Raw genomic sequence first — 24156 nt, forward strand, 5'->3', positions numbered from 1 at the left:
GCGCGACATGCGTTTCGTCGACGAGTACCGCGACGCCGGTCAGGCCAGAGCCCTCGCGGCCGAGATCGCCGCGCTGTGCGAACCGGGCCGCGAGTACAAGTTCATGGAGGTGTGCGGCGGGCACACGCACACGATCTACAAGCACGGCATCGAGGACTACCTGCCGGAGAGCATCACCCTGGTGCACGGGCCCGGCTGCCCGGTCTGCGTCATCCCGATGGGGCGCGTCGACGACGCGATCCACATCGCCCGCCAGCCCGGTGTGCTGATGACCTCGTTCGGCGACATGATGCGGGTGCCCGGCAGCGGCGGGAACTTCTTCGACGCCAACGCCGAGGGCACGAACATCCGGATGGTGTACTCGCCGCTCGACGCGTTGAAGATCGCACGTGAACAGCCGGACCTGCAGGTGGTGTTCATGGCGATCGGGTTCGAGACCACCGCCCCGTCGACCGCGATGACCGTGCTGCGTGCGGCGAGGGAAGGAATCGACAACTTCGCGGTGTTCTGCAACCACGTCACGATCCTGCCCGCGATCAAGGCCATCCTCGACTCGCCGGATCTGCGGCTGGACGGGTTCCTCGGGCCCGGCCACGTCTCCACGGTGATCGGCTGCGCGCCCTACGAGTTCATCGCCCGTCACTACGGCAAACCGCTCGTCGTGGCAGGTTTCGAACCGTTGGACGTGCTGCAGTCGATCTACCTGCTGATGCGTCAGCTGAAGGACGGCCGCTCGGAGGTGGAGAACCAGTACACGAGAGTCGTTCCGTGGCAGGGGAATCCCACGGCGCTGCGAGTGATCGGCGAGGTCATGGAACTGCGTCCGTACTTCGAGTGGCGCGGCCTCGGCTTCATCTCCCACTCCGCCCTGCGGCTGCGCGCCGCGTACGCGGACTTCGACGCGGAGCTGCGTTACGAGCTGCCGGACGTGCGGGTGGCCGACCCGAAGGCGTGTCAGTGCGGCGAGGTGCTCAAGGGCGTGCTGAAACCCTGGGAGTGCAAGGTCTTCGGGACCGCGTGCACCCCGGAGACACCGATCGGCACGTGCATGGTGTCTCCGGAGGGTGCCTGCGCCGCCTACTACAACTTCGGCCGGTTCACCCGAGAACGGGTGAGCACGAGATGACCACCTCCGACCGCGAGCGCCAGGTGCTGGACCGGATAGAGCGAACCCGCAGACGCCGCCCCAAGGTGCGTGAGGAGCGGATCACCCTCGCGCACGGCGCGGGCGGCAAGGCCACGCAGACACTGGTCGACGCGGTGTTCCTGGAGGCGTTCCGCAACCCGATGCTTGAACCGCTCGGTGACGCGGCGGTGCTGGAGGTCGGCGCTTCGCGGCTGGCGCTGACCACGGACTCGTTCGTGGTGACACCGTTGTTCTTTCCCGGTGGCGACATCGGGCACCTGGCGATCAACGGCACGGTGAACGATCTCGCCGTGTCCGGGGCCAGGCCGCTGTACCTGACCGCCGGCTTCATCATCGAGGAGGGCTTCCCGGTCGCGGACCTGATCAGAATCGCCACGTCGATGAGCGAGGCGGCCGACGCGGCGGACGTCCGCGTCGTCACCGGTGACACGAAGGTGGTGCAACGAGGCAAGGGCGACGGGTGTTACGTCAACACCGCGGGTGTCGGGGTCATCGAGCACGACCGGCGGCTCGGCCCGCCCGAGGTGAGACCGGGTGACGCGGTGATCGTGTCCGGGCCGATCGGCGATCACGGGATCACGATCATGCTGGCCCGTGGGGACCTGGGTATCGAGTCTGACCTGGTGTCGGACACCGCATCGTTGCACGAGCTGGCGGCCGCGCTGCTGGACGCGGCACCTGGTGTCCGGATGATGCGGGACGCCACCCGCGGCGGCGTCGCGACGGTGCTGAACGAGGTGGCGCGGGCGGCCGAGGTGGCCGTCGTGGTGGAGGAGGAGGCGATCCCGGTGCGGCCTGAGGTGCGTGGTGCGGCCGAACTCCTCGGCATCGATCCCCTCTACGTTGCCTGTGAAGGACGGTTCGTGGCCGTTGTGGCCGGTGCCGAGTCGGACCGCGCGGTCGACGCACTGCGTCGTCATCCGCTGGGCGCGCAGGCGGCGGTGATCGGGCGGGTCGGCGAAGCTCCGGCCGGACTGGTGCTGCTGAAGACGGCGTTCGGCGGCACCAGGATCTGCGACGTGCTGGTCGGCGACCCGTTGCCGAGGATCTGCTGAATGCACGAGCTGGCCGTCACGCAGGCGATCATCGACGCGATCACCGAGAAGATGGGCGAGGCCCGGATCTGCTCGGTGCGGCTGGAGATCGGCGTGTTGTCCGGCGTGCTGGTGGACGCCGTGCGGTTCTGCTTCGACCTGGTGGCGGAGGGCACGCCCGTCGAGGGCGCGGTGCTCGTGGTGGACGAGCCACCGGGACGTGCCCGCTGCCGGGACTGCGACGAGGTGTTCGGTTCCGACCACCTGATCCTGTTGTGCCCGGCGTGCGGCTCCGCGCACGCCGAAGTGTTGTCCGGCAGGGAACTGCTGATCAAGTCCGTGGAGGTGAGTCCGGCATGTGCGCCACCTGCGGGTGCTCAGGGGTGACGGTGGAGCTGGAACAGCGGGTGCTGGCCCACAACGACGACCTCGCGCACCGCAACCGTGAATGGTTCGCCGAGCGCGAGGTGCTCGCGGTGAACCTGATGAGTTCGCCGGGCGCAGGCAAGACGACGTTGCTGGAACGCACGATCCGCCACCTGGACGGCGCAGTGGCGATCTCCGTGGTCGAAGGCGACCAGGAGACGGCGTTCGACGCCGAGCGGATCCGGGCGACCGGCTGCCGGGCCGTGCAGATCAACACGGGCGCGGGCTGCCACCTCGACGCGGCCATGCTCGCTCGCGCGGTGCGCGAGCTCGACCCGCCCACTCGGTCGTTGGTGTTCGTGGAGAACGTGGGCAACCTCGTGTGCCCGGCGCTGTTCGACCTGGGGGAGTCCTACCGCGTGGTGATCATGTCTGTCACCGAGGGCGCGGACAAGCCGCTCAAGTACCCGCACATGTTCGGCACCGCGGACCTCGTCGTGCTCAACAAGGTGGACCTGGCGCCACATCTGGATTTCGCCGTGGACGCCTTCGTCCGGTACCTGCGTCAAGTGAACCAGCGAGCCGAGATCCTGCCGCTGTCCGCGACCACCGGTGCGGGCATCGGCGGGTGGTGCGGACAGCTGCGCGACTGGATGTGACTCAGGAGCCGAACGACAACCGGGAGTTCTCCGCCCGGCGCAGGTCATCGGCGGCCTGTGCCGGCATGGCCAGTTCGATGGTGCACCCGGAGGCGTCGGAGGTCACGTCGAGCCACTCGCAGATCTGGTTGGTCAGCCAGAGCCCGTCACCCGGCCGCTCGATGGCACCTGGCGGTCGATAACCCACGAACGGGTGAACGTGGTCGAGCGGTGTGTCGCTGTGCAGCGTGCACACCACCCGGTCGGCGGCGGGACGTACCCACACCGCCGCCCGGTCCACGCCCTGCCTGGCCAGGTAGGTGATGGCCTCGCCGACCGCGATGCCGAACATGCCGACGGCGTCCTCGTCCGACCGCAGCAGGGCAGTGGCCGTGTTCAGCACGTACCGCCGCACCGCCGCCAGTTCGCCCTCGAAGCGGAAGAGATCGGCCGCGATGCTCTGGGGCTGCGAGCTTGACCGCAACCTCGCGAACTCCTCGGGCGCCATGAACTGCGACGAGGGCTCGGCCCGGCCTCCCACCACGCATTCCGGGTGGGTGCGGCGGACGTCCTCGAGGACGTCGGCTTCGACCACCCTGGTGTCGTACGGGCAGATCATCCAGATCTCGGTGTCGGCCAGCACGACGTTGAGCGCCGCCTCCATCCGGTTGAACGCCTCCATCTCGCGGCCGGACCTGCCGGTCCACTCGGGCTCGGCGAGGACGCGCACGGCTCCGGCGGATTGATGGCGGCTCCAGTAGTGGTGGATGGCAGTCGCGTGCTGCGGAGGCCGGTGGCCGAGATGGCCGTCATCGGCGTACTCGACACCCTCTGTCTTCCAGCCGATCACGTCACGCAGCAGGTCCTGGTTCGGCCGCGTGGTGGCCACCAGCACCGGCTCTCCCCGGCGCTGCCCGTCCTGCACGAACGGGACCGCCATCGCGAGGAATTCCGCGTCGCTGCCGTAGATGCAGCCCTGGTGCAGAAAGCTTTCCTTCATCGCACCTCCTGGGCGGCGGAATCGCGAGTCCTGCCGAATTCATCGAACTTGCAGTGCGTAGGGCACTTCAGGGAAATCACGCTCCCACACATCGACTCGCTTCTTCGGTAACTTCCACCGATATGACTCTCGAATCCGTTTTCAGGTTCCGGCGGACGTCGTCACAGTTCAGGCGCGGATCCGCCGGGCAAGACGGAAGCGCCGTGCTGGATGTTAACGGTGTTGCGACAGTTGGGTAACTCCCATTTGTGACCGTGCTGAAGGGCCTGCTCGGCATGGTGCGGGACACTTATGTCCAGGGCAGGACAGCTGTGTCGCAATTCGCGGCCGGACTTCCTTCAAGCAGCTACGGGAAGCCGACACGGAGATCACCCGGATCCGCTTCGCGTTCTTCTTCGGCGCGGCACTCGCCGTCGCCATGACGTTGGGACTGGTCGCGGCGGGTGAAGCGCATGCGGCGATGCGGCTGTCGGCGGGCGCCGGCTGGTACTGGTGGCTCGTCGGGCACAAGTCCGAAGGCCTGGAGCTGATCCTGGCGGCCACCGAGACTCCGGGCGAGGTGTCAGGCTGTAGATCCGTACGTCGTCGGCGAGTGCTTGGCGGCTTGATCAACGAGTACGAACCTGCAGCAGCGTGATCCGCGGGGCAGGCACGTTGAGCCATGTTTTGGCACCCCACAGGGTCATCCACGAGTATCACCGCGCCGCCTGACCAGAGCGGATGCGGTTTTCGGCACGCACAACGGCACCACCGGTGTCCGGTGACCTTGGAGACGTGGTCCGCGGGGTGCACGCGGTGACGCGGTCATCGGCGGTGCAGTCGGCACGCGACTCACTTCCGGCGAGACCCAGGTATCAGCGGGATCGAGACGTTGGTCCTCGATGACCGGGAACCTCCACGCGCAAGCGTGGATGCAGGAGGTGAACCATGATCGCGACATCGACGTCCAGGCTCGTCCGTCAAGCCTTCCCTCATCGCAACGAACTCCCGACACTCGGCGATCGGTTCGAGTCTGTTTCCCTCTGTTCCCTGCTGGTCACGTGAAGGATCAGAGCCGTTCTGCGAGCGACTGCAGCGTGCGTTGGAGGCTGATTGTGCGGTCCAGGCGTCGAGCGCTGCTCGCGATGTGCGACATGTGGGTTCGTTCGCTGCGCCGGAGAACTGTTACCTGGGCCGACTTTTTGCGCTCACAGGCTGACGCGATCCTGGCGAAGGACTTCATCGACACTGTCACGCCGGCCGGGCCGCTCCAGCACGTTCTCGCCGCCATTCACTCACGCGAGCCGGCGGGTATGACTGATGCGACAGTCACCGAGGCCCGGTTCCGGTCGCGGGTGGGCGAGCCGTGACCACTGCTCACCCACTGAGGAGGGCGCTGGCCACGGCGCGGCCGGAGAGCCAGGCCGTTTGCACGCGTGGGCGTCCGAACGCGTCTCCGCACAACCACACCTGGCCGTCCCTCGCGTACGGGGCCTCGGACGCCTTCTCGGGCTGGGCGTAGGTCCACCGGTGCACCTCGATCTCCGGCGGGGCGGTGATGCCGAGCAGTTCCCCCACGGCCGCGGCGATGATCGAACCGGCCCTGGTGGGCGCGTCCAGGTGTTCGGAGGCCAGTTCGGCGGTGGAGTGGGCGACGAGGACCGGAGCGGCGTCGCCTCGGCGATCACCGTCGTCGCACACGGTGGCGAGCACCGGGTGGTCGTTGGCGAACGCGCCGCGAAGTCCGGTCCACGAGCGGGCCGGATAGGTGAGGACTGCGGCGATGACCGGCAGCCAGCTCTGCGAGGCCGCGGCGGAGGTGATCGCCGGCGGCGGGGACAGCCTCAGGGCCTGGGGTCCGGGCATGGCCAGCACCACCGCGTCCGCGTGCTGCGAGACGGATTCGACAGAGGCGACGGAGGCGGAGAGGCGGACGTCGAGTCCGTCGGCGAGATCGGCGGCGAGGCTGCGCAGTCCGCCGGGCGCGGCCCAGCGCACGGGACCGCGCGTGTCCGTGCCCGCGGGGTAGACCCGCAAGGTGTCGGTCCAGGGACGAGCGAGGCCCCGCGCGTGCCAGGACTCGGTCTGCTCCACGAACGCGGGGTCGTCGGCGACCAGGTAGGCGGCACCGATGTCCACGTACCTGCCGTTGACACGTCGGCTGGCCAACCGCCCGCCCACAACACGGCCACGTTCGAGGACCCGTACTCGTGCTCCGCCGTCTGCCAGCGCACGTGCGCACGAGAGACCCGCTATACCTGCCCCGACCACGACGACGTCCACGAAAGACACATTAGGTGCCGCGCCGTGAGGCCACAGGACGACGGCGCCCAGGTGGTGAGCATCAGCATGGGCGTGGACGATCGGCCTGACGCCGACCGACGCCGACCCGATGGGGAAGAGATGATCGACCACCTCGCGCGGGAGCATGGCGCGCTGTTCGTGCTGAGGCCTGCCCCCTAACGCGGACTTCAACGGCGAGACGATGGCCTGAGCGGGCTTGTGACATCCGCGGTTCACCGTGCACTTCACCCCGACGTCGAGTTCCTGACTCGACCTCGTCGAACGCTGGTTCTCCGAGCTGACGACCAAGAGGCCTCAACGCACGAGTCACACCAGCGTCCGCGTGCTCAACCGTGACATCCGCGCGTGGATCGAGACCTGGAACGACGAACCGCGGCCCAACGTCTGGACCAAGACCGCCGACCAGATCCTCGACTCCGTCGCACGCCACCGCACACGAATCAAGAACTCAGGACACCAGACGTCGACGTGCAGACCTTGTGGACAGCTGCGTCGCACTTTTCGTTTCTACAAAGGGCATCGCCACTACTCCGGCAGCTTTGGTCAGCACGCGAGAACGGCCTCGTCCTGCCGAGTCGCGGTTGGAGTTGGCGTGGCTGTTGTTCGCGGACTTCGACCGATCAGTGCGCGGCATCGTCGCGCGGCCGTTCCCCCTGGAGACGGAGATCGACGGCCGGCGCCTCAGACACGTGCCGGACTACCTACTGCTCACCGACTCCGACCGCCACTGTGCCCGCCTCCATGACCTCGGACGCGGGCACGGTGTCAGACGGCTACTCGACGTCGTAGCGGTGCGGATCCTGCGGATCGTCACCAACCAGTGCTGCGATTCGCCCAGTGACGTTCGGGCTGACCTACTTTCGGCCCGGCTACCAGCTGTTGGTCTCGCATTTCTTGGCCGCCAACGACCTGCCGCCATAGCCCGGGAGGTAGGACGAGCCCTCGATCACGGTGCACCACTCCTGGTTGCCGTCCACGTCCGCCTGCGTCGTCGAGCCGTAGCAGGCGATCGTGTCGACACATTTGATGGACGTCCAGCCCTGACGAATACCGTTTCGGTAGCGCAAGACCGCGTACTCGTGCCGCTCGCCGAACAACGCCGAGCCCAGTGGGATGCCGCGACGATCGTCGAAGGTGCGACCCTGGCGGAACGGACGCTCGGCACCGGGCCGATCGGGCAGTACCAGCTGCAGGCGGCCATTGCCGCGGTGCACGACGAGGCCGCCAGCGCACAGGACGCGGATTGGCCGCAGATCCTGGCGTTGTAAGACGTGCTCGCCCAGTGCGCGCCGGGCCCAGTGGTCATGCTCAGCCGAGCGGTCGCGGTTGCCGAGGTGCATGGTCCTCGTGCGGGTCTCGCGGTGCTCGGGACGTTGGAGGGAGATGATCGCCTGGTGCACAGCCACCGTTCGGAGGCGGTACGGGCGCATCTGCTCGAACAGGTAGGAGAGCTGGCCGGGGCTCGTGAGTCGTACGGGCCTCCGAGTCAGTGGCCGCCGGTGAGTTCGCCGCTGAGGGCCATCGGGATGCCGGGCACGACCGGGCCGAACGCGATGTACAGGGATCATCAGGAACGGGCCTGCGAGGGACGTCGAGAGCTGTGTGCGGGCAACGGAGGTCTTCAGGTTGATCATCGTTTGACCGATCATGGCGCCACCGCCCATGTCGCCGAAGAGGCCGATGGCGACGTCGCGATGCCGGCGCTGATTCGTGAGCGCGGTCAGCGCGATGATCGATACCAGGGGTGCGGGCACGATCCTGGTCAGCTTCGGGAACAGCACTATGTGTCGACGACGTGGAAACCGTGCCGGGGGTAGACGCGTCGTGCCGGGTTCTTGTCGATGACCACCAGGCTGACCGTCGACAGCCCCGCGCGCGAGCACCCGCCGGTGTCGTCAGTAGTTCGCTTCCCGCGGCAGTTACCAGAAACCGATGGTGCGCACCGAATCGGGCGTTGGTACGCCCTGTGTTGACGATGCCGGAGTGGGCACGCGGGGTCGCGGACACGATCAGGTGGTCGCCCGGTTGAGGAACCGGGGCAGCAGGGGAGCGGCATCATCGGGCACGGGAACTCAGACGTCGGCACCCAGCCGGGTTGCAACGCGGCGAGGACCGCAGGCACGCCGAGCATCTCTGTCGTGTGCTGTGCGGGCACGCTCGGCGTGTGCGTCGACAGGGCGGTGATCTTGCCGCGGACGCCGCGATACCCATGCCGCGTCCGCGAGTTGCTTGCCTTCTGATGACCTCCTGGGCGGTGGGAATGTGGTGAGAGGGGTGATCCATGATCACTGCGGATCGGAAGACGTCTGCTGATCGAGTTGAGCACCGCACCTGCCCTGTCGAACGCGGAAAGTGAAATCGCTTGAGTGTGGGTCGTAGCGCAAACGGTGAAAGCGCGTTCTCCGCCGGGGCTGGCAGCGGCAAGCGAGAGCGCGTGCGAATGTGCGGAAAGAGCAGAACCGAAGTCAACGCTCGCCGTCCTGGCTGGAGCAATTCGTCACGTCAACCAGGTGTCCGGCAACCGACGGCAATGCTCCCGGATCTGTGAAAGTTTCCTGATGTCCGACCTGGAAACACATCACCTGACTCGCTTGTCGGTACGGGTCGAATGATGCACGACCGATGTGTGCTCGGCACATCGGACATTCCGGCCAAATCCCGTTCAACCAGGCCATTCCCGGCATGTTCGGCGAACGACGAAATCCTTCAGATTTGCTCCGACTGCCAATCGAGACATGTCGCAGATCTCGGCTGGTAGTCGTCTTTTCGTGAAGCCGAAGGACGAACACTCACGTTTCCGCCCTTTGTTCGGCGATTGACGGCGGGGTGAGTGTGCGCGTTCTCCGCGTGCGAATGCTGGAGCCGGGATACGCCTTTCGGGGTAGGTGTACGTCGTTGTCCTGGCCTTTTGCGCGGAAAGGGTTGAGCCGACGCTTCCGCGTGATCATTCGGGTCGTCTTCCGGGGATCGGGAAGGTATTGGAGCGGGAACCGGTGCGGCCACGATCGAAGGTGACGGCAACCACGGAAAACGGGTCGATCGAGTCTCGCAACCGGTCGCCGGCTTCGGTCGCCGGCGCAATTGCACGAATGTGTGGGTTCGTTTGCCCGGATGCTTCCCGTCCGGGTCGTGACCGCGACGTCGGATGTTCCCCGCGAAAAGAGAGGTGGCGTGATGTTCACTCAGGACGCGTCCATTGCCGTGGTGGGGGGCCGATGCGACAGTGGTGGCCCCAAACGATCGATGCTCTCGCGGGCGCTCGCGATTCTCTGCGTTTTCGGTCCCGCGGATGCCACTCTCACCCTCACCGAGCTTTCCCAGCGAGCCGGTCTTTCCAAACCGACGGCGCACCGGCTGGTCGCCGAACTGGTGCAGTGGGGCCTGTTGGAGCGCAGTGGCCGCGACCTGCGGCTCGGTGCCCGGTGCTCGGTGCTCGGTTCCCGGGTCGTCCGGCACCGCGTGCTGCGCGACGCCGCGGTACCGCTGCTGGTCAGGACGAGCGGGCTCACCGGCGGGTCCGCCCACCTGTTCATCCGCGAGGGCAGAGGGGTGGTGCAACTCGACCGGTTCGGGGAGCAGAGCGCGGGCGATGCGGTGCCGGGGGAGGAGCGGAGCCGGGAACGGATCGCTGCTCACGCCGCGATGTCCGCGGTCTCTGCGTTCGACCACCCGGCACGTACGGCCGGTGTGACCGCGCAGCTCGACGCCGAGCGGATCCGTCGCATCAGGACGATCAGGTCTCTGGGCTACGCCGCCGTCGAACACGGACAGGAACCCGGCCGGGTGCTGGCCGTCGCGTGTCCCGTGCTGATCCCCGGCGCGGGCGCGGTCGCCGCTCTCGCCGTCGCCGGTACCGCACCGGGGTGCGAGGTCGGCCGGGTCGCCCCCGTGCTCCTCGCCTCCGCCGGTTCGCTCGGCCGCTCGCTCAGCGAGACCACCGATCTCGAATGGGCGAGCTGATGTCCGTCACGGCGGCGTGGGGACCGTTGAGCTTCCGGTTCGACAGCCCGGACGAGACCGAGCTCGCGTGGGTCGACGCGCATCTGCACGTGAGCACGCTCTCATCATCTCTGCTCCGGCGATTCGCCGGTGTCCAGTCGGTCCGTGACGACGAGCAGCTCGGTTTCCTCGCCGCGCGGCCGTCCGAGCGCAGGCAGGTGCGCATCCGGGACACCTGGTACCGCGATGTCGACGGCGGGCGTGCCTGGGTCACCGAACAGAGCGGGGACCTGCCCGCGCACGCGTTCGTCCGGCACGCCCACGACCGCTGGTCGGTCGTCACGGCCGGAGGACGGCGGACGCCACGGCTCCCCGAGATCCTCCTCCGCGCGCTGATCGTCGACGAGCTGGTGCGCGCGGGCGGCGTGACACTGCACGCCGCCGCAGCGACGAACCCTTCCGGCACAACGGTGTTCTGCGGAGACGGCGGCGTGGGCAAGTCGACCCTCGCGGTGTGGTTCGCCAGGTCCGGCGGACAGCTGATCGCCGGTGATCGGACCGTGGTGCTGCCGGGTGGTACGGCGGTCGGGGCGGCGATCGCGCCCCGGTTCGGGTGGGGCACCGTGGCCGCGCTGGGCGCCACCGGCCGGGTCAGGACCGCCCGCCTCGTCCGGCCGGACGCGGTGCGCGCGGACAAGGTCGTGCTCACCCAGCGGGAGATCGGCGACCTCATCGGTGTCGGCACGGCCGACGCGGCCGAGGTCGACGCCTTCGTGCACGTGGTCAGGGAACCGGGTCCGCCCGTGGTCGAGCGGGTCTCCGCGCGAGAGGCTCCCGCTCTCCTGCTGCGGCATCGGGTGCCCGCGGACGCGGGCTGGACCGCCGAGCGGGACGAGGCCGGGCACGCGTTCGGTCTGCTCGCCGCCGCCCGTCCGGTGTTCCGGCTCCGCTGGGACCCGCGCAGCCACGCCGCCGAGGACGCGCTCGCACGTCTGAGGGAGGCGAGATGACGGTGTTCGCCGTCGTGGCGGCCGGGCTGCCCGCGGCGCTCGCGCCGGTGGCCGCGGTCGTGTTCGCGGCTCACCACGCCTGGGTTTGCTGTGTGCTGGCACTGATGTGTGATCCCGTACTGGCGGAGTGGCGCGACACCCGCGCGCGGGTGCTGGGCAGGAGTGTCAACCGCACCGCCCAGCGGCGGCTGCTGACCGAGATGCGGCGGATCGCGGTCAGGGGTGTGCGGATCGAGCCGGACGGGCCGCTGCGGCACGCCGTGCACGCCGCGGCCGGGGTCGCCATCCGCTCGGAACCGAAGCCCGGCAGCGCCTGGCCCGTCCTGGCCGTCGCGGCCTCGGAGGGCGCGGTGGTGCTGGCACTCGTCACGCTGACGGTCTCGGTAGCCGCCGCCGCGGTCGCCGTACTCGTGCTCTGCGTGCTCGCGGCCTGGCCGGTCCCGGCGGCTCGTGACGCCGCGAGCTGGTGGGCGGCAACGCGTTTCGACGTACGGCGGCGGGGAATGGCGGTGCTGCTCACCGCCGGCTGCGCCGCGCTCGTGGTGTCGGCGGGTTCGTCGGCGTGGCACCTCCTCGCAGCCGTACTGGCCGCCAGGTCGGCGTTCGCGGTCGCGACCTCGACCCTGTCCGGCGTCGCCCTCGCCGGAGCCGCCCGGCGCCGGATCCGTGACGTGGCGGCGTTGGCGTCCCAGTCCCGCACCTCGGATCCGCTGGCGTTCGTCGTTCCGCGTGACCAGCCCCGGCTCGGATTCGCCACTGTCGCGGAGAACGTGCTGCCGGTCTGCGCGCCGGACGACGTGGCGCGGCGCGTGCCGATCACCGTCGAGCTGTGCGGGCTTGAGGACGTGGTCACCGCACTGGACCACGGGTGGGACACGGTGCTGTCGGCGGAGTTCCACGGCGGATGCGACGTCGGCCGGCACGTCTGGGACCGCGTGCTCGCCGCCAGGGTCAGCGCTCGGATCGAGCTGGGGGCGCGACGAGTGCTGCTGGCCGCGGAGCCCGAGGGACTTCTCGCGGCCGTGCTGGAGGAATGGCGGCGACGAGAGGACGTGCGGGTCGAATGGCCGCGATGATCGTGGACGCGCTGAGGCTGACGGCGGGAGCGGCCACCGGTCTCGCCGCGTTCTGGGCGTTGTCGGGCGGTGGCGTGCTCGCCCTCACGCTCTTCGTCCTGTGCGTCGCCTGCCTGGTGACCGCGCCGCGCCGGACGCCGGGCGGGCTGGTGGCCGACCGGTTGCTGCGGCTGGCGGCGGCGGGGTTCGCGGGTGTCGTGTTCGTTCCCGCCTTCCTGCCGTTGCTGCTGATCGTTCCCGCCCACCCGGAGCCGCCTCTCTCCCCGGCCGGGGCCGACGCGTCCCGTGCCGTGCGCAGGATCGTCCGCGCGGCCACCGAACCGGAGGTGGCCGACCCCGGCCTGATCGCCTTTCTCCTGCACCGGCACGAGACGCTGTCCGATGTCATCGCCGCCGACGGCGCCGTTCAGGTGAGAACGGTGTTCCTCCGCCGCTTGCTTCAGCGCGGTCCCCAGGCGCTCACGTTGCTCGTGGTGGCCGTCCTCTGCCAGTTCGGCACACCGCTGCCGGATGCCGGCGTGGTGGCGCTGGTGCTCACCGCGGTGACGGCTCCGCGTTCCCAGGCCTGACGAAGTGCAGCAGCAGCACCCTGCGGTCGACGGGAGTGGACTCCGCCACCGGGGCGACCGCGTGCCACGAGTTCTCCGACGGGCACAGCACGACCGAGTCACCCGCGCCGGGCAGCACCTCGGTCCGCACGTCCGTCACGTCGTCGGAACCCAGGACGAGGAGCTGGCCGCGGTACTCCGGCGACCAGTCGCTGTTGAAGTACCAGGTCTGCGTGACGACCTTGTCGGCCCGGTCGGTGTGCGGGTCGATCCACGCCCCCGCCGGGTAGCGGACGGCCCGGATCTCGAGCTCGCACCCGGTCACGTCCCGGCCGGTCAGCGCGGTCACCGCGGCGCGGTACTCCGGTGACCGCAGGCCGTCCAGCAGCGCCCGCCACAACGGCGTCAGCAGGCTCGCGGCCCGTTCGTCCAGCCTGTCGGCGGTGACCAGGGGCAGGTTGTGGGTCCGGTAGCCCTTCGCGCCGGGCGTGCCGCTCGGCCGCTCGGTCACCACGAATCCCTCGCTCGGGAACTGCTCCTCGATCGCCGATGCGGTGACGGGGTCGAACGTGTCGCGGATCAGGCACCAGCCGAACGGTTCCTCGGCGAGCACGCCGTCGCGCACGGCGGTCCAGTCGATCAGGGGTGTTCCGGTGGTGTGGGTCATGGTCCCTCCTCCTCGAACGGGATGTGTGGTCACGCGGCGATGCGTTCGGACGTCTCGATGTGAGCGCCCAGCCTCGTCAGCTTCTCCGGCAGGCCTTCGTAACCGCGGCCGATGTGCTCGACACCGTGCACGCGGTGCCGCCCGCCCGCGACCAGCGCGCCGAGGACGACGGTCGCGACCGCGCGCAGGTCACCGGCGTGGAGATCCTCTCCACTCGGGCGCAGCGTGCTCGGGCGCACCTCGAGCGCGTGACCGCGCACGGTCAGGTCGGCGCCCAGCTTGCCGAGACCGTCGGCGTAGCCGAACCTGTTGTGCCACACGGCATCCGTCAGCACCGACGGTCCGGTGGCACGCGAGAGCATGAGGGCGAACAGCGGTTGTGCGTCGCTGTAGGCGAGGTGTGAGGCGGCGACGATCCGCGCGGGCCGGATCTCGTGCGCGCCCTCGACGTCCAGCAGGTCGCCGTCCCAGCGCAGTGGCACGCCCATCTCCGCGAGGTGGCCCAGTTCCGGTGCAAGCCCTTCGCGCACCAGCTCCGGCCGGTCCAGTCGCAGTCGCACGGCCCGGCGGGCCGCCACGGCGATCGCGACGAACGTGACGAGTTCCATGAGGTCGGACGGGAGATGCGCCGCGGCGGCGCCGATCGGGCCTCCCGCGCCCTCCACGACGATCAGGTCCCGCTCGACCTGCGCGCCGAGAATCCTGGCCAGCTCGACGGTGTCCGGCTTCGGGTACGGGTTGCGCAGCACCGTGGTGCCCCTGGCCGCGGCGGCCAGCAACAGCGCCGTCTTGCTCGCGCCGGAGTAGTGCGGCCCGGTCAGCGTGCCGCTGACCGGCTCGACCTCCGCGAAGTCGGCCAGGTCGATCTCGGTGCCGCGCAGCCCACCGGCGGGCGCGGTCGCCGTGACCGCGTCACCGTCCACTTCGCACACCGCGCCGAAGCGGCTCATCACCTCGGCCAGGTGGGCGATAGGACGCTTGCCGCTGCCGCCGCCGATCTGGCAGCCGCCGTGCGCCCCCGACTCGGCACGCCCAGTCGCCGCGAGCAGCGCGGGCAGCAGGTAGGTGCCGCCGTGGACCTGGGTGGACCACCTGGAGTCGATCCGGTGGCGCGTCAGCGATCGCGCGTCGACCGTCATCGACCGGTTCGTGGTGTCCAGGACGACCTCCGCGCCCGCGTCGCGCAACATCGCCGCGAGCATGTGGGAGTCCCTGATGTCGGGCACGTTGGTGACCGACCACGGCCGGCCGGACATCGCCGCCGCCGCCAGCACCGGGGCGAGCAGGTGCTTGAAGCCGCCGAGCCGGATCGGCCCGCACTCGCCGAGGAGGTCCCCCGTGACGTCCCAGTGCATCACGTCACCTGCAGGAGCAGCTGGGCGACCGCGTTCGTCGCGTAACAGCCGGACGGCAGGAAGAACGACAGCCCGGCCCGCCACCGGCCGGGGAACAGCTCGTCCCGCGCCGCCGAGGAGACCGTCACCTCTGTCTGGACGACCGTGCGGCGGCTGGACACCGTGTGCCGCATCGCTTCGCCGGTCCAGCGGTACTTGTCGTAGCCGGCCGACCGCTGCTCGCGGGCCAGCGCGAGGACCGCGCCGGGGCTCGTGGGGAGCAGGAAACCGATGCCCTCCTTGGTCGTCGGCACCGCCTGGTCACCCGCGGTCGTGGCGACCAACTCCGCCACGCGGTTGTTCCAGTCGAACGAGGAGTGCGCGCACAGGTAGAAGGACACGACCCGCTGGTCGAGCCCGGCGAAGAACGACTCACCGTCGCCCTCGTGCCTCAGCGCCTTCTCGCCCTCCGCCGAGCCGGACGCGCGGACCAGCTCCAACGCGGTGTCGTGGTCGCCCGCGAGCAGCGCGCCGCCGATCAGGTGAGTCTGCTTCGGTCCGCCGGGGACGCCGAAGCGCTGGGTGTCGTAGTAGTTCACGAAGAACAGGTCGATCGTGCGCTCGTCGCGCAGCCGGCTCACGAGATCCTCGCCGAGGTCGCGCAGGGTCAGCGCGAACACGTTGCCCACCAGCTCGCCGATCTCGACGGCGCGGTCACCGCGGCCCGCCGGGGACACCGTGACCCACCGCGATCCGTCCTGAGTGGACTCGTTGAACGCCGCGAGCGCCTGCGGGGTCGTGGTGCCGTCGAGGGAGATCGTCTGCTCGGTGACTCCGTCCTCGTCCTTGAGTCCCGCCGCGGAGATCGCCGACCGCGGCACGCCGAACCCGGCGGCCACGCGTTCGATCGCCTCGAAGGTGGTGAACCCCCGCTTGCGCAGCCGGAGGTACTCGTACCTGCCCCCGTCACCGGAGCCGGGAGAGGGCAGTGCGGCTTCGCTCACGACGAAGTCCTCTGGCACGGCCTTGAGCACTGCGGAATGCATCGGGTTCTCCTTATGGCTGGGAAACCGGCGAAGCCCATGACCGGGGTATCACTGCGCAGCGGTCTTCCTGGGCCTCCGATGGATGCCGGTCAGGAATGGGTGGCATCGCGCTTCACTCCGTCCGAAGTGGACTCCGCCGGGTTCGCCTCGACCGTACGGGCCCGTGCCGGCCGCTGTCGCGCCGCATTCCGCACTGCGAAACCGGGCGCGGAATCGTTCCGTGGTGAGAAACCGCGGCCCATCGGCGCGCCGGAACGGCCGACGATGACGCCGAAACCTCGGTAGTAGCGAGCGAAGGAGTGGGCATGCTCAGGGTTCTCGTCGTGTGGCCGCCGCACGTGCCCAGCTATTTCAACGCAGGCCACCACACGCCGTTGTTCGGCGTGGCCGGCTATCTGCGCCGGATGCCGGAGGTCGAGCACGTCGACACGTGCGAGGCGGGCGTGCTCAACATGAACTGGAAGGCCGTCGGAGACCTGCTGTACCAGGGCCGCTACGACGTGATCGCGGTGATGAACGACTTCGACGCCGTCGACGGGCTGGACCGCTTCGTGATGTACGCCCGCGAGCTGGCGCCCGCCGCGAAGCTGATCACCTTCGGCAGGTTGAGCAGCATGAACCCGGGCTACTTCGCCAACTACGACCTGGACGCGATCGTGCGGTCCGGTGACTACGAGACGGGCGTCGCCCACTTCGTGCGCGCGGTCGCCGCCGGTGGGCCCGCCGGGGCGCTGCCCGGCACCGCGGTCAGGACCGGTGGCGAGTGGCAGGTGCCGACGGTCGCCGGTGACGCGCTGCAGCCCGACGAGTGGGCGCTGCCCGACATCAGCGAGATCCCCTACGAGGCCTACGACCGGCTCTACGCCCGCGACGACCACAAGTTCTGCGGCATCCCCTTCCGGCGCGAACTGGTCGTCACCGCGGCACGGGGCTGCCCGATCGGCTGCTCGTTCTGCGAGGTCCCGCAGATCTTCGGCCTTCGCGAACGCCGGCTGTCCGTGGACCAGGTCGTCGAGTACATCGGCCGCAGCTTCGCCGTCGCGCCGTTCGAGTACGTCGCGTTCTACGCGCCCACGTTCACGCTCGACCGGAAGTGGACCGAGGAACTGTGCAGGCGGTTCATCGCGGGCCCGGTCTCGCCGAAGTGGAAGTGCGCCACGACCGTCCGCCACCTCAGCGCCGACCTCGTCAGGTTGATGGGGGAGTCCGGGTGCGTGCGCATCTCGGTGGGCCTGGAGACGCTGGAGTCCGACGGCCACGGCAGCCTGCCGCGCGTCAAGCGCACTGAGGAGGAACGCTTCCGGCAGCTGTCCGAGTGGTGCGTGGCGGCGGGGATCGAGCTCAACGCGTTCGTCATCGTCGGGCTGCCCGGCACCACACCGGAAGGCATCCGCCGCACGGTGGAGGTCGCCCGTGAGGTCGGCGCCCGCGTGCGTCCGACGATGTACGCGCCATTCCACGACCTCCACCCGGCGATGACCCCGCTGGAGATCAGCCGGTACAACCGCCAGCTCATCGCCGCGGCCGGGGATCCCGCGGAGAGGGCCGAGCTGTACTCGTTCCTCTTCGGCCGGGAGGACCGGCTGACCGCGGTGCACGAGAACGTCCCGCGGAAGCGGGAGGTGGCACCGCTATGACCGGCCGGCTCGCCGCGACGGCCTTTCCCGTCGTGCCGGGAGCGCGCGGCCTGCGCCGTCCGCCGCGACCGGACACGCCGGGCCTCGTCAACCTGAAGAGCTGCGAGCTCCAGCATCCCGTCGCGGACGACCTGGTGCGCGACGCGATGCGCGACCTGCGGGCCGGGCTCGTGCGGAGCTACCCGCAGCAGCGGGACCTGCTCGCGGCGCTCGCCGCCTACCACGGCGTCGACGAGCCGGCACTCGTGCTGACCGCGGGATCGGACCTCGCGATCGGCCTGCTGGTGGACGCGTTCGCCGTGGCGGCGGGCGGACTGATCCTGCCGGAGCCGTCGTTCGAGGCGTGGCGGTACTACGCGGCGCTGCGCGGTGTCCCGGTGGCCGCCGTTCCTCAGCTCACCGGGCCGCCGCACGCGCTGGACTGCGCGCCGTTGCTCGCGGCGATGCGGTCGAGCCCACCCCGCGTCGTCGCGGTGACCAACCCGGCCAGCCCCAGCGGCCTGCTGTTGTCCCGGCACCAGGTCGTGGAACTGGCCGAGGCGGCGGAGGCCCACGGCCATCTCCTGGTGGTCGACGAGTGCTATGGCGCCTACACCTCGACGACCCACGTCGATCTGCTGGGCAGATTCCGCCGGCTCGTCGTCGTCCGGTCCTACTCGAAGTCCTTCGCGCTGGCGGGCGCGCGCATCGCCGCCGTGTTCGCGCACGAGCCGATCGCGGCGCAGCTCGGTGCCTTCCACCCCGCCGGACCCGTGTCCGGACCCGCCATCGGACTGCTGCGCGGACTGCTGGACCGGGCGGACGAGTTCGCCCGCGTCTGGCGCGACGTGGCGGCGATCAGGGACGACTTCGCCGCCCGCGTCCTGCGCACTCATCCGGCGTGGTCCGCGCTACGGCCCGGCGGCAACTTCGTCACCCTGGCGACGGGCTCGCCCGACGCGCCCGTGCGGGTCGCGGAGTTCCTGCGCGCCAGGGGTTTCCGGATCCGTGCCCTGGACGGGCTACCCGGTCTCACCGGATGCCTGCGGGTGTCGATGGCCGACGCCGCGACCATGAGCCTGGTCGCGGCGACCCTCGCCGAGGTGGACGACGATGGCCTTCCCCTCTGACCTCCCGGCACCCCGCCGCATCGCGGTCCTGGGCAGTCCCGGCAGCGGCAAGTCGGCCTTCTGCCACCGGCTCGCCGCAGCGGGCCCGCCGCTCTTCCACCTCGACGACCTCTACTGGTGGCCCGGCTGGCGCCGGACGCCGGAGCCGCGGTGGCGAGCACTCGTCCAGCGGCTCGCGGCACAGCCCGAGTGGATCATCGACGGCAACTACGCGCCGACGGCGGGCTTCCGGCTGGAGCGAGCGGACCTGGTGGTGCTGCTCGACTACCACCCGCTGCTGTGCGCGTGGCGCGTGTTGCGCCGCAGCGTGCGCCTGCGGCGGGGAAGCGCGGAGGAGTACCTGCCGCGGCGCCTGCGTGCCACCGCCGACCCGTACGTGCGTGACCTGAAGGCGTTGCTGGGCAAGGTGCTCGCGTTCCGCCGGAAGGACCTGGCCGCGATGCGACCCGTCCTGCGCGCGGCGGCCGGGCGCGTGGTGGTGTGCCGGACCCCGGCGCGGGCCGAGCGGGTACTGGCCGAGCTGACGTCCGCGATCAGCGCGTCGCCGCAGCCGGGGGCCACGGCCGGACCAGGCCTGGTGCCCTGCGACTGCGTCGCGCGACCACCGAAACGATGAGGGGAAGAACCATGTCCGCACCGCCGTCCACGAGGTCGGTGTTCGCGTTGTCCTGCCTGACGGCACAGATCGACGTCCACACCGACCTGCCCGAGATCCAGCTGATGGCCACGAGGGCCCTCAGTCCCAACGTGACGGTCCACGACACGTTGCTGGACGCACAGGTGCGCGTCCACGTCACCCAGGAACCGGGGCTGGGGCTGCCCGCCCGGGACTCGCTGGCAAGGCTGCCCCAGATGTGGATCCACGGCGACGGGCCCCGGTTCGTCGTGCTGGAGAAGGACCCGGACCGCACCGTGCTGGTACGCGACAGCGAGCCGGACTCGGAACCGATGCTGGTCTCGACCCGGCCGGGCAGCGGCGACATCCACCTGACCATCGACGGGGAGCTCGGCGCGCCGACGTTGCGGGCGGTCGTCCGCTTCCTGCGGTTCGTGGTCGGGGCACAGCTCGTCGGCGCCGGGGTGCCCATGCACCACGGTTCGTCGGTGTCGGTCGACGGCCGTGCCGTGCTGCTGATGGGCCGCAAGAACAGCGGGAAGTCCACCCTCTCGTTCCTCGCGAGCACTTTGGCGGGCAACGACTTCGTCAGTGACGACACCGTGGCCACCTGGACCGGTGATGCGGGCGGTCTGGTCACCTCCGGATGGCCGAAGAGGGTCGCGATCAGCGTCGCGGTGCTCGCGGAGCATCCCAGCGGTCCGAGGTTCGCGGCCGCGCCCCTGCGCCGGCCGGGCCAGCCGGAGATCCCCCTCCCCGGCGAGGTGACGTCGTGGGCGCTCGGGGACCGGCGGCGCATCCACGTGGACATGGACGAGTTCGTGGAGTACGCGGGGATCAACGCGGTGACCGGGGTCCAGCCGGCCGCCGTGGTCCTGCCGACGGCGGACTTCCGGCAGAAGGGCTGGCGGATCGAGGACGCCACCGGTGAAGGGTGGTGCGGCGAGCACGAGATCACCAACGACGCCCTGCGCGACCTCACCGACTACCTCGGCCTGCTCCCGCCCGCGAAGGCGCATCGCGACACCAGGGCGTGGGTGCTGGCCGAACTGCGCGGCCTGCCGGTCGTGCGGGTGCGGTACGGGCCGGACGTGAACGCGGACTTCCCGGCGTTCTGGGCCGAGGTGACCGGTGCCGCCGGTCTGCCGGGGGGCCCGAGGTGACCGGCGTGACGGCGGCGGGCGGGGTGAACTTCCGCGTCGTCACCGCCGGGGGAGCACCGGGGGGACGGCTGCTGCGCTCCGGTGACAGCACGGCGTTCACCGCCGCCCAGGCCGAGAACCTGGCGGCGGAGCTGGGTTTGCGCACGGTGGTGGACCTGCGTTCCCCCGCCGAGATCGACCGCTACGGCCCGCCGCTCGCGTTGGTCGGCGCAGGGGTGAGGTGGCTTTCCGTGCCGTTGGACGGTTATCCGCGTGAGTCGGTTTCCGCGCGCAGGCCCGGTGTCGGCGACCGCGTCGAGTACCTGCGGGCGATCCTCACGTCTTCGGCGCCCGGCCGGTGGGCCGCGCTGGTCGCGGGGCTCGCGGAGGTGGCGGCCGAGCCGTTCCTGCTCACCTGCCACTTCGGCAAGGACCGGACCGGGGTCGCGGTGATGCTCGCGCTCGCGCTCGCGGGTGCGTCCGAAGAGGACATCGCGGCCGACTACGCGGCGGGTGCCGCCGATCTCGCCGCGAACGTGGACCGCTTCCAGGACAAGTGGATCCGGCGCGGGCACAGCCGCGAGGACTACCTGAGCCGGATGCGCACCAGCCCCGAGACCGCGATCGAGTGGCTGAGCTGGGTGCGGCGGACCTACGGCGGCGCGGAGGCCGCGCTGGTCGCCGCGGGCGCCGCACCGGCGGACGCCGCACGCCTTCGAGAGGTGCTGTCGTGACCGCGCCGGAGATCGTGAGCCCGGCGCCGCGTGACGCCTGGCAGTCCATTGTGGACTCCGACGTGGCCGCAACGCCGGTGTCGCAGACCCCGCAGTGGCGCGACGCGGTCTGCGGCGCCCGGCGGGGCAGGGACGTGAGCCGCCTCTACCGGTGGGACGACGGCACCAGCCTGGTCGTGCCGCTGGTGCGCGGGAGGCTGCGTCCCGCGGCGATGGCGGAGCAGTCGTCCTGGCCGCTCGGCTGGGGGATCGGCGGTGCGCTGACCCGCGGCGACCTGCGCGAGGACAAGGCCGCCGCCGTCGTCCGCGACCTGATGGCGCAGCCGGTGCGGTCCACCTACCTGCGCCCGGACCCCCGTGACGACGCGGTCTGGCGTGCGGTGCTGCCGCCGACCGTCGTCGCGAACCCCCGCATGATGCAGGTCCTGGACCTGTCCGGCGGCTTCGGGCACGTGTGGAAGCACCGCTACACCTCGGCCCGGCGCAACGACGTCCGCCGGGCGGAACGCGCGGGACTGGACATCGAGGTGGACGACACCGGCCGGTCCCTGCCGCTGTTCGAACAGTTCTACCGGCAGGCGGTCGACCGCTGGGCGCGACGCGACGGCGTGCCACTGGCCAGGGCGAGGTGGCAGGCGTGGCGCAGGAACCCGCCGCGCAAGTTCGCCGCGGTCGTCCGCCACCTCGGCCCGGCGTGCAGGTTGTGGGTCGCGAGCCTGCGCGGAGAGCCGGTGGCCGTGACGATGATGTTGCACCAGGGCACGCACGTCACCTACTGGCAGAGCGCGATGGACAAGGAGATCGCCGCGCGCTCGTGCGCCGTTCCCTATCTGGTGTCCCTCGCGATCGAACGGGCCTGTGCGGAGGGCGGGGCCTGGTTCAGCTTCGGCGACACCCATCCCGGCACGTCCGTCACGCGGTTCAAGACCGGGTTCGGCCCCACCGAACACCACAGCGCGGGGTACTGGATTCCCGGCGCCGGGAGGAGCGGCAGGAGATGAAGGACAGGCACTGGAGGACCGAGTACCGGGTCGGGCCGTTCGTGGTCTGGGCGACCTCGCTCGACTCCGAGGAACGCCGCCGCGGCGCCGCCTCGGCCGAACCCGCGGACGTGGGGCTGTACCTCGACGAACGCTGGTACGGCCACGCGGACGCGAGGAATCGCTGGTTCGTGCCGTGGGAACAACTGCGCGCACCGGACGACGTCGACGTTCTGGTCGAGCGGCTCGCGGACGTGGTGCTCGCCCTACGGGGCGGTGCCACCGTCGAGGTCGCGTGCTTCGCCGGGCACGGCCGGACCGGGAGTGTGCTCGCGTCACTCGACATCGCGCTGGGCGCCGAACCGGCAGCGGCCGTCGCGCGCGTCCGCGAGCAGTACTGCGGGCGGGCGATCGGCACCGAGGAGCTGGAGGAGTTCGTCCACCGCGTTCCCGCACTGCTGGCGGCCAGAGGGCCGCAGTCCACGTCCGATGTGATCGAAGGAGTGTCATGACCGCCGACCTGGTCCGTTTCACCTCCGCCGCCCGGCGCGAGGACCCGTTCCCCTGGTACCACGTCACCGAGACGCTGGCACCGGAGTGGGCGGAGCTGTTGCTGAAGACCTTCCCAGAGGACGGTTTCACCAAGGTGGGCCGCGCCGGCGGCGAGAAGTCGTACACGATGCGGGTGCGCCGGCTGCATCCCGCCGCGACCGGCGACCTGCCGCAGCCGTGGGACGAGTTCCTCGGCCACGTCGTCGGGACCGCCTACCGGGAGAACGTCGAGCGGCTCACCGGTCTGTCCCTGGAAGGGCTGCGGATCGAGGTCAACCTGTGGCGCTACGACCAGGAAAGCTGGCTCGACCCTCACGTGGACAAGCAGAACAAGGTCGTCACGCAGGTGTTCTACTTCAACCGGGACTGGCCGTCGGACGGGGGCGGCGACCTGTTGCTGCTCGGCTCCTCCTCGGTCGGTGACGTGCGCGAGCGCGTGGCGCCCGAGCTCGGCAGCAGCGTGATCCTGGTGCGCGGCGAGAACTCGTGGCACGCGGTGGCGAAAGGTGGCCGCGCGGGAGGCGGCGAACGCCTCTCCGCACAGGTCGTCTTCCACCACGACTGATCCGTCACGACAGTCACGGGGTGGACGCCTTCCACGGCGTCCACCCCGTTCGTCGTCTCAGGGCGGTCACGAAGACCGCGCGCTCGTGGTCGCGTTCCCCCACCGTTTCGGGGCAGTGCATGACGTTGTGGCGTTCGTCGGTCGCGAACTCCGCCCGGATGGCGCGCTTGACCGCGCCGGTGCGGCGCAGCGCGTCCTCGCCCAGCACCGCGAGCAACAGCATCGGCCCGCTCACCAGGTACTCGAGGGTGAGCGGGCCGTCGGCTTCGTCGAGCTTGTCCGGGTACCACCGCGCGGCGATGTCCGTGGTCAGCCAGAGCGTGCCGACCCGCTGGACCTCCAGACCGTCGTCGAGCAGTCGCGAGTGCACGGTGCCCGACAGCCCGCGGCGCACGCCGTCGGGCTTCACCAGGGCGTGACCGGAGCCGGCGAGACCTGCCGGCCCGTGGAAGAAAGCCGAGTAGGACATCCGTCCATTGATTGACCGGAAAGCCCGCCGTGTCAAGTCCGGTTTCGAGGTGCGGAATATTGCTCCGGTTTTCCTGTGGATCGCGGAATCGATTGATAGAAATGTCCTGTACCAAAACCGGCCGCCCCCGCGGAGAGCGGGAAGGCCTCTCACGAGAAAGAGGTACCGATATGACCCGCAACCACGCCTCCCTGCTCCGTCCCCGCCTGGACAAGATCCAGCCCCGCAAGGTCTGAGCTGCGGTAACTGATTGACCGCGCCGCC

At 70.1% G+C, this 24156-nt stretch carries 24 protein-coding genes and 1 pseudogene; 18 read left to right on the forward strand and 7 right to left on the reverse strand.

From position 1 onward, the window contains the following. Positions 1–7: 7 nt before the first annotated feature. From hypD to hypB, 4 genes are read left to right on the forward strand one after another with little or no spacing between them, the layout of a single operon-like run. Complete coding sequence (hypD, locus tag ACIRG5_RS25395) at positions 8–1126, forward strand: hydrogenase formation protein HypD (RefSeq protein ID WP_402908685.1); 1119 nt, start codon at positions 8–10, stop codon at positions 1124–1126. Then, positions 1123–2202: a hydrogenase expression/formation protein HypE gene (gene hypE / locus ACIRG5_RS25400; protein WP_402908687.1), complete on the forward strand. Its 1080-nt coding sequence runs from the start codon at positions 1123–1125 to the stop codon at positions 2200–2202. Before hypD ends, hypE begins: the two co-directional genes overlap by 4 nt. Beyond that, positions 2203–2568, forward strand: a complete 366-nt coding sequence (locus tag ACIRG5_RS25405; RefSeq protein WP_402908689.1) for a hydrogenase maturation nickel metallochaperone HypA — start codon at positions 2203–2205, stop codon at positions 2566–2568. Continuing rightward, entirely contained in the window at positions 2538–3206 is a 669-nt protein-coding gene (gene hypB, locus ACIRG5_RS25410) for a hydrogenase nickel incorporation protein HypB (protein ID WP_402908691.1), read from the forward strand. The genes ACIRG5_RS25405 and hypB overlap by 31 nt, the downstream gene beginning before the upstream one ends. Position 3207: 1 nt before the next feature. Here the strand turns inward: hypB and ACIRG5_RS25415 are convergent, their stop codons facing one another. Beyond that, the gene (locus ACIRG5_RS25415; RefSeq protein ID WP_402908693.1) at positions 3208–4185 is read right to left on the reverse strand and encodes an anti-sigma factor RsbA family regulatory protein; all 978 of its coding nucleotides are present in this window, start codon (positions 4183–4185) and stop codon (positions 3208–3210) included. A gap of 418 nt (positions 4186–4603) precedes the next feature. Here ACIRG5_RS25415 and ACIRG5_RS25420 point away from each other — a divergent pair, with 418 nt between their 5' ends. Continuing rightward, positions 4604–4822 (forward strand): hypothetical protein, encoded by a 219-nt coding sequence (locus ACIRG5_RS25420; protein ID WP_402908695.1) that lies wholly within the window; start codon positions 4604–4606, stop codon positions 4820–4822. Between the two features lie 719 nt (positions 4823–5541). Here ACIRG5_RS25420 and ACIRG5_RS25425 read toward each other — a convergent pair. Continuing rightward, entirely contained in the window at positions 5542–6456 is a 915-nt protein-coding gene (locus ACIRG5_RS25425) for an NAD(P)/FAD-dependent oxidoreductase (RefSeq protein ID WP_402908975.1), read from the reverse strand. A 214-nt stretch (positions 6457–6670) separates the two neighbouring features. Between ACIRG5_RS25425 and ACIRG5_RS25430 the strand changes: the two are divergent. Continuing rightward, positions 6671–6925: pseudogene (locus ACIRG5_RS25430) on the forward strand (IS630 family transposase); the annotation flags it as partial. Between the two features lie 412 nt (positions 6926–7337). Here the strand turns inward: ACIRG5_RS25430 and ACIRG5_RS25435 are convergent. Next, positions 7338–8222 carry a hypothetical protein gene (locus ACIRG5_RS25435; protein WP_402908697.1) on the reverse strand — a complete coding sequence of 295 codons (885 nt, stop codon included), beginning with the start codon at positions 8220–8222 and terminating at the stop codon, positions 7338–7340. Between the two features lie 1420 nt (positions 8223–9642). On the opposite strand from ACIRG5_RS25435, the gene ACIRG5_RS25440 reads away from it, so the two are divergent. Genes ACIRG5_RS25440 through ACIRG5_RS25455 form a run of 4 tightly spaced genes read left to right on the forward strand, consistent with a single transcriptional unit; the run spans position 9643 to position 13062 of the window. Beyond that, positions 9643–10428 carry a helix-turn-helix domain-containing protein gene (locus ACIRG5_RS25440; RefSeq protein ID WP_402908699.1) on the forward strand — a complete coding sequence of 262 codons (786 nt, stop codon included), beginning with the start codon at positions 9643–9645 and terminating at the stop codon, positions 10426–10428. Next, complete coding sequence (locus tag ACIRG5_RS25445) at positions 10416–11417, forward strand: hypothetical protein (RefSeq protein ID WP_402908701.1); 1002 nt, start codon at positions 10416–10418, stop codon at positions 11415–11417. The genes ACIRG5_RS25440 and ACIRG5_RS25445 overlap by 13 nt, the downstream gene beginning before the upstream one ends. After that, on the forward strand, positions 11414–12493 hold the full coding sequence (locus ACIRG5_RS25450) for a hypothetical protein (protein WP_402908703.1): 1080 nt from the start codon (positions 11414–11416) through the stop codon (positions 12491–12493). The genes ACIRG5_RS25445 and ACIRG5_RS25450 overlap by 4 nt, the downstream gene beginning before the upstream one ends. Further along, positions 12481–13062: a hypothetical protein gene (locus tag ACIRG5_RS25455; RefSeq protein ID WP_402908705.1), complete on the forward strand. Its 582-nt coding sequence runs from the start codon at positions 12481–12483 to the stop codon at positions 13060–13062. Before ACIRG5_RS25450 ends, ACIRG5_RS25455 begins: the two co-directional genes overlap by 13 nt. On the opposite strand, the gene ACIRG5_RS25460 is transcribed toward ACIRG5_RS25455, so the two are convergent. From ACIRG5_RS25460 to truD, 3 genes are read right to left on the reverse strand one after another with little or no spacing between them, the layout of a single operon-like run. Continuing rightward, a complete protein-coding gene (locus tag ACIRG5_RS25460) occupies positions 13028–13708 on the reverse strand; it encodes a 2OG-Fe(II) oxygenase (RefSeq protein WP_402908707.1) in 681 nt (226 codons plus the stop codon). The genes ACIRG5_RS25455 and ACIRG5_RS25460 overlap by 35 nt on opposite strands. 29 nt (positions 13709–13737) lie before the next feature. After that, positions 13738–15063, reverse strand: a complete 1326-nt coding sequence (locus tag ACIRG5_RS25465) for a hypothetical protein (protein ID WP_402908708.1) — start codon at positions 15061–15063, stop codon at positions 13738–13740. After that, the gene (gene truD / locus ACIRG5_RS25470; RefSeq protein WP_402908710.1) at positions 15063–16088 is read right to left on the reverse strand and encodes a tRNA pseudouridine(13) synthase TruD; all 1026 of its coding nucleotides are present in this window, start codon (positions 16086–16088) and stop codon (positions 15063–15065) included. Before truD ends, ACIRG5_RS25465 begins: the two co-directional genes overlap by 1 nt. 305 nt (positions 16089–16393) lie before the next feature. On the opposite strand from truD, the gene ACIRG5_RS25475 reads away from it, so the two are divergent. The 8 genes from ACIRG5_RS25475 to ACIRG5_RS25510 are packed head-to-tail and all read left to right on the forward strand — an operon-like array spanning position 16394 to position 23423. After that, positions 16394–17725, forward strand: coding sequence for a B12-binding domain-containing radical SAM protein (locus ACIRG5_RS25475; RefSeq protein WP_402908712.1), 1332 nt, complete (start codon positions 16394–16396; stop codon positions 17723–17725). Then, on the forward strand, positions 17722–18834 hold the full coding sequence (locus ACIRG5_RS25480) for an aminotransferase class I/II-fold pyridoxal phosphate-dependent enzyme (RefSeq protein WP_402908714.1): 1113 nt from the start codon (positions 17722–17724) through the stop codon (positions 18832–18834). Before ACIRG5_RS25475 ends, ACIRG5_RS25480 begins: the two co-directional genes overlap by 4 nt. Further along, the gene (locus ACIRG5_RS25485) at positions 18818–19450 is read left to right on the forward strand and encodes a hypothetical protein (RefSeq protein WP_402908716.1); all 633 of its coding nucleotides are present in this window, start codon (positions 18818–18820) and stop codon (positions 19448–19450) included. Before ACIRG5_RS25480 ends, ACIRG5_RS25485 begins: the two co-directional genes overlap by 17 nt. 11 nt (positions 19451–19461) lie before the next feature. Then, positions 19462–20613, forward strand: a complete 1152-nt coding sequence (locus tag ACIRG5_RS25490; RefSeq protein ID WP_402908718.1) for a hypothetical protein — start codon at positions 19462–19464, stop codon at positions 20611–20613. Positions 20614–20618: 5 nt separating this feature from the next. After that, entirely contained in the window at positions 20619–21326 is a 708-nt protein-coding gene (locus ACIRG5_RS25495) for a tyrosine-protein phosphatase (RefSeq protein WP_402908720.1), read from the forward strand. Continuing rightward, positions 21323–22327 carry a GNAT family N-acetyltransferase gene (locus ACIRG5_RS25500; protein WP_402908721.1) on the forward strand — a complete coding sequence of 335 codons (1005 nt, stop codon included), beginning with the start codon at positions 21323–21325 and terminating at the stop codon, positions 22325–22327. Before ACIRG5_RS25495 ends, ACIRG5_RS25500 begins: the two co-directional genes overlap by 4 nt. Continuing rightward, positions 22324–22818: a hypothetical protein gene (locus tag ACIRG5_RS25505; RefSeq protein ID WP_360044672.1), complete on the forward strand. Its 495-nt coding sequence runs from the start codon at positions 22324–22326 to the stop codon at positions 22816–22818. Before ACIRG5_RS25500 ends, ACIRG5_RS25505 begins: the two co-directional genes overlap by 4 nt. Beyond that, entirely contained in the window at positions 22815–23423 is a 609-nt protein-coding gene (locus ACIRG5_RS25510; protein ID WP_402908723.1) for a 2OG-Fe(II) oxygenase, read from the forward strand. Before ACIRG5_RS25505 ends, ACIRG5_RS25510 begins: the two co-directional genes overlap by 4 nt. A gap of 13 nt (positions 23424–23436) precedes the next feature. Here ACIRG5_RS25510 and ACIRG5_RS25515 read toward each other — a convergent pair whose 3' ends face one another. After that, positions 23437–23892, reverse strand: a complete 456-nt coding sequence (locus ACIRG5_RS25515; protein WP_402908725.1) for a nucleoside-diphosphate kinase — start codon at positions 23890–23892, stop codon at positions 23437–23439. Positions 23893–24156 lie beyond the last annotated feature (264 nt).

Origin of the sequence: Lentzea sp. NPDC102401, assembly GCF_044765805.1 — a bacterium.
In the GTDB taxonomy this organism is placed as follows: domain Bacteria; phylum Actinomycetota; class Actinomycetes; order Mycobacteriales; family Pseudonocardiaceae; genus Lentzea; species Lentzea sokolovensis.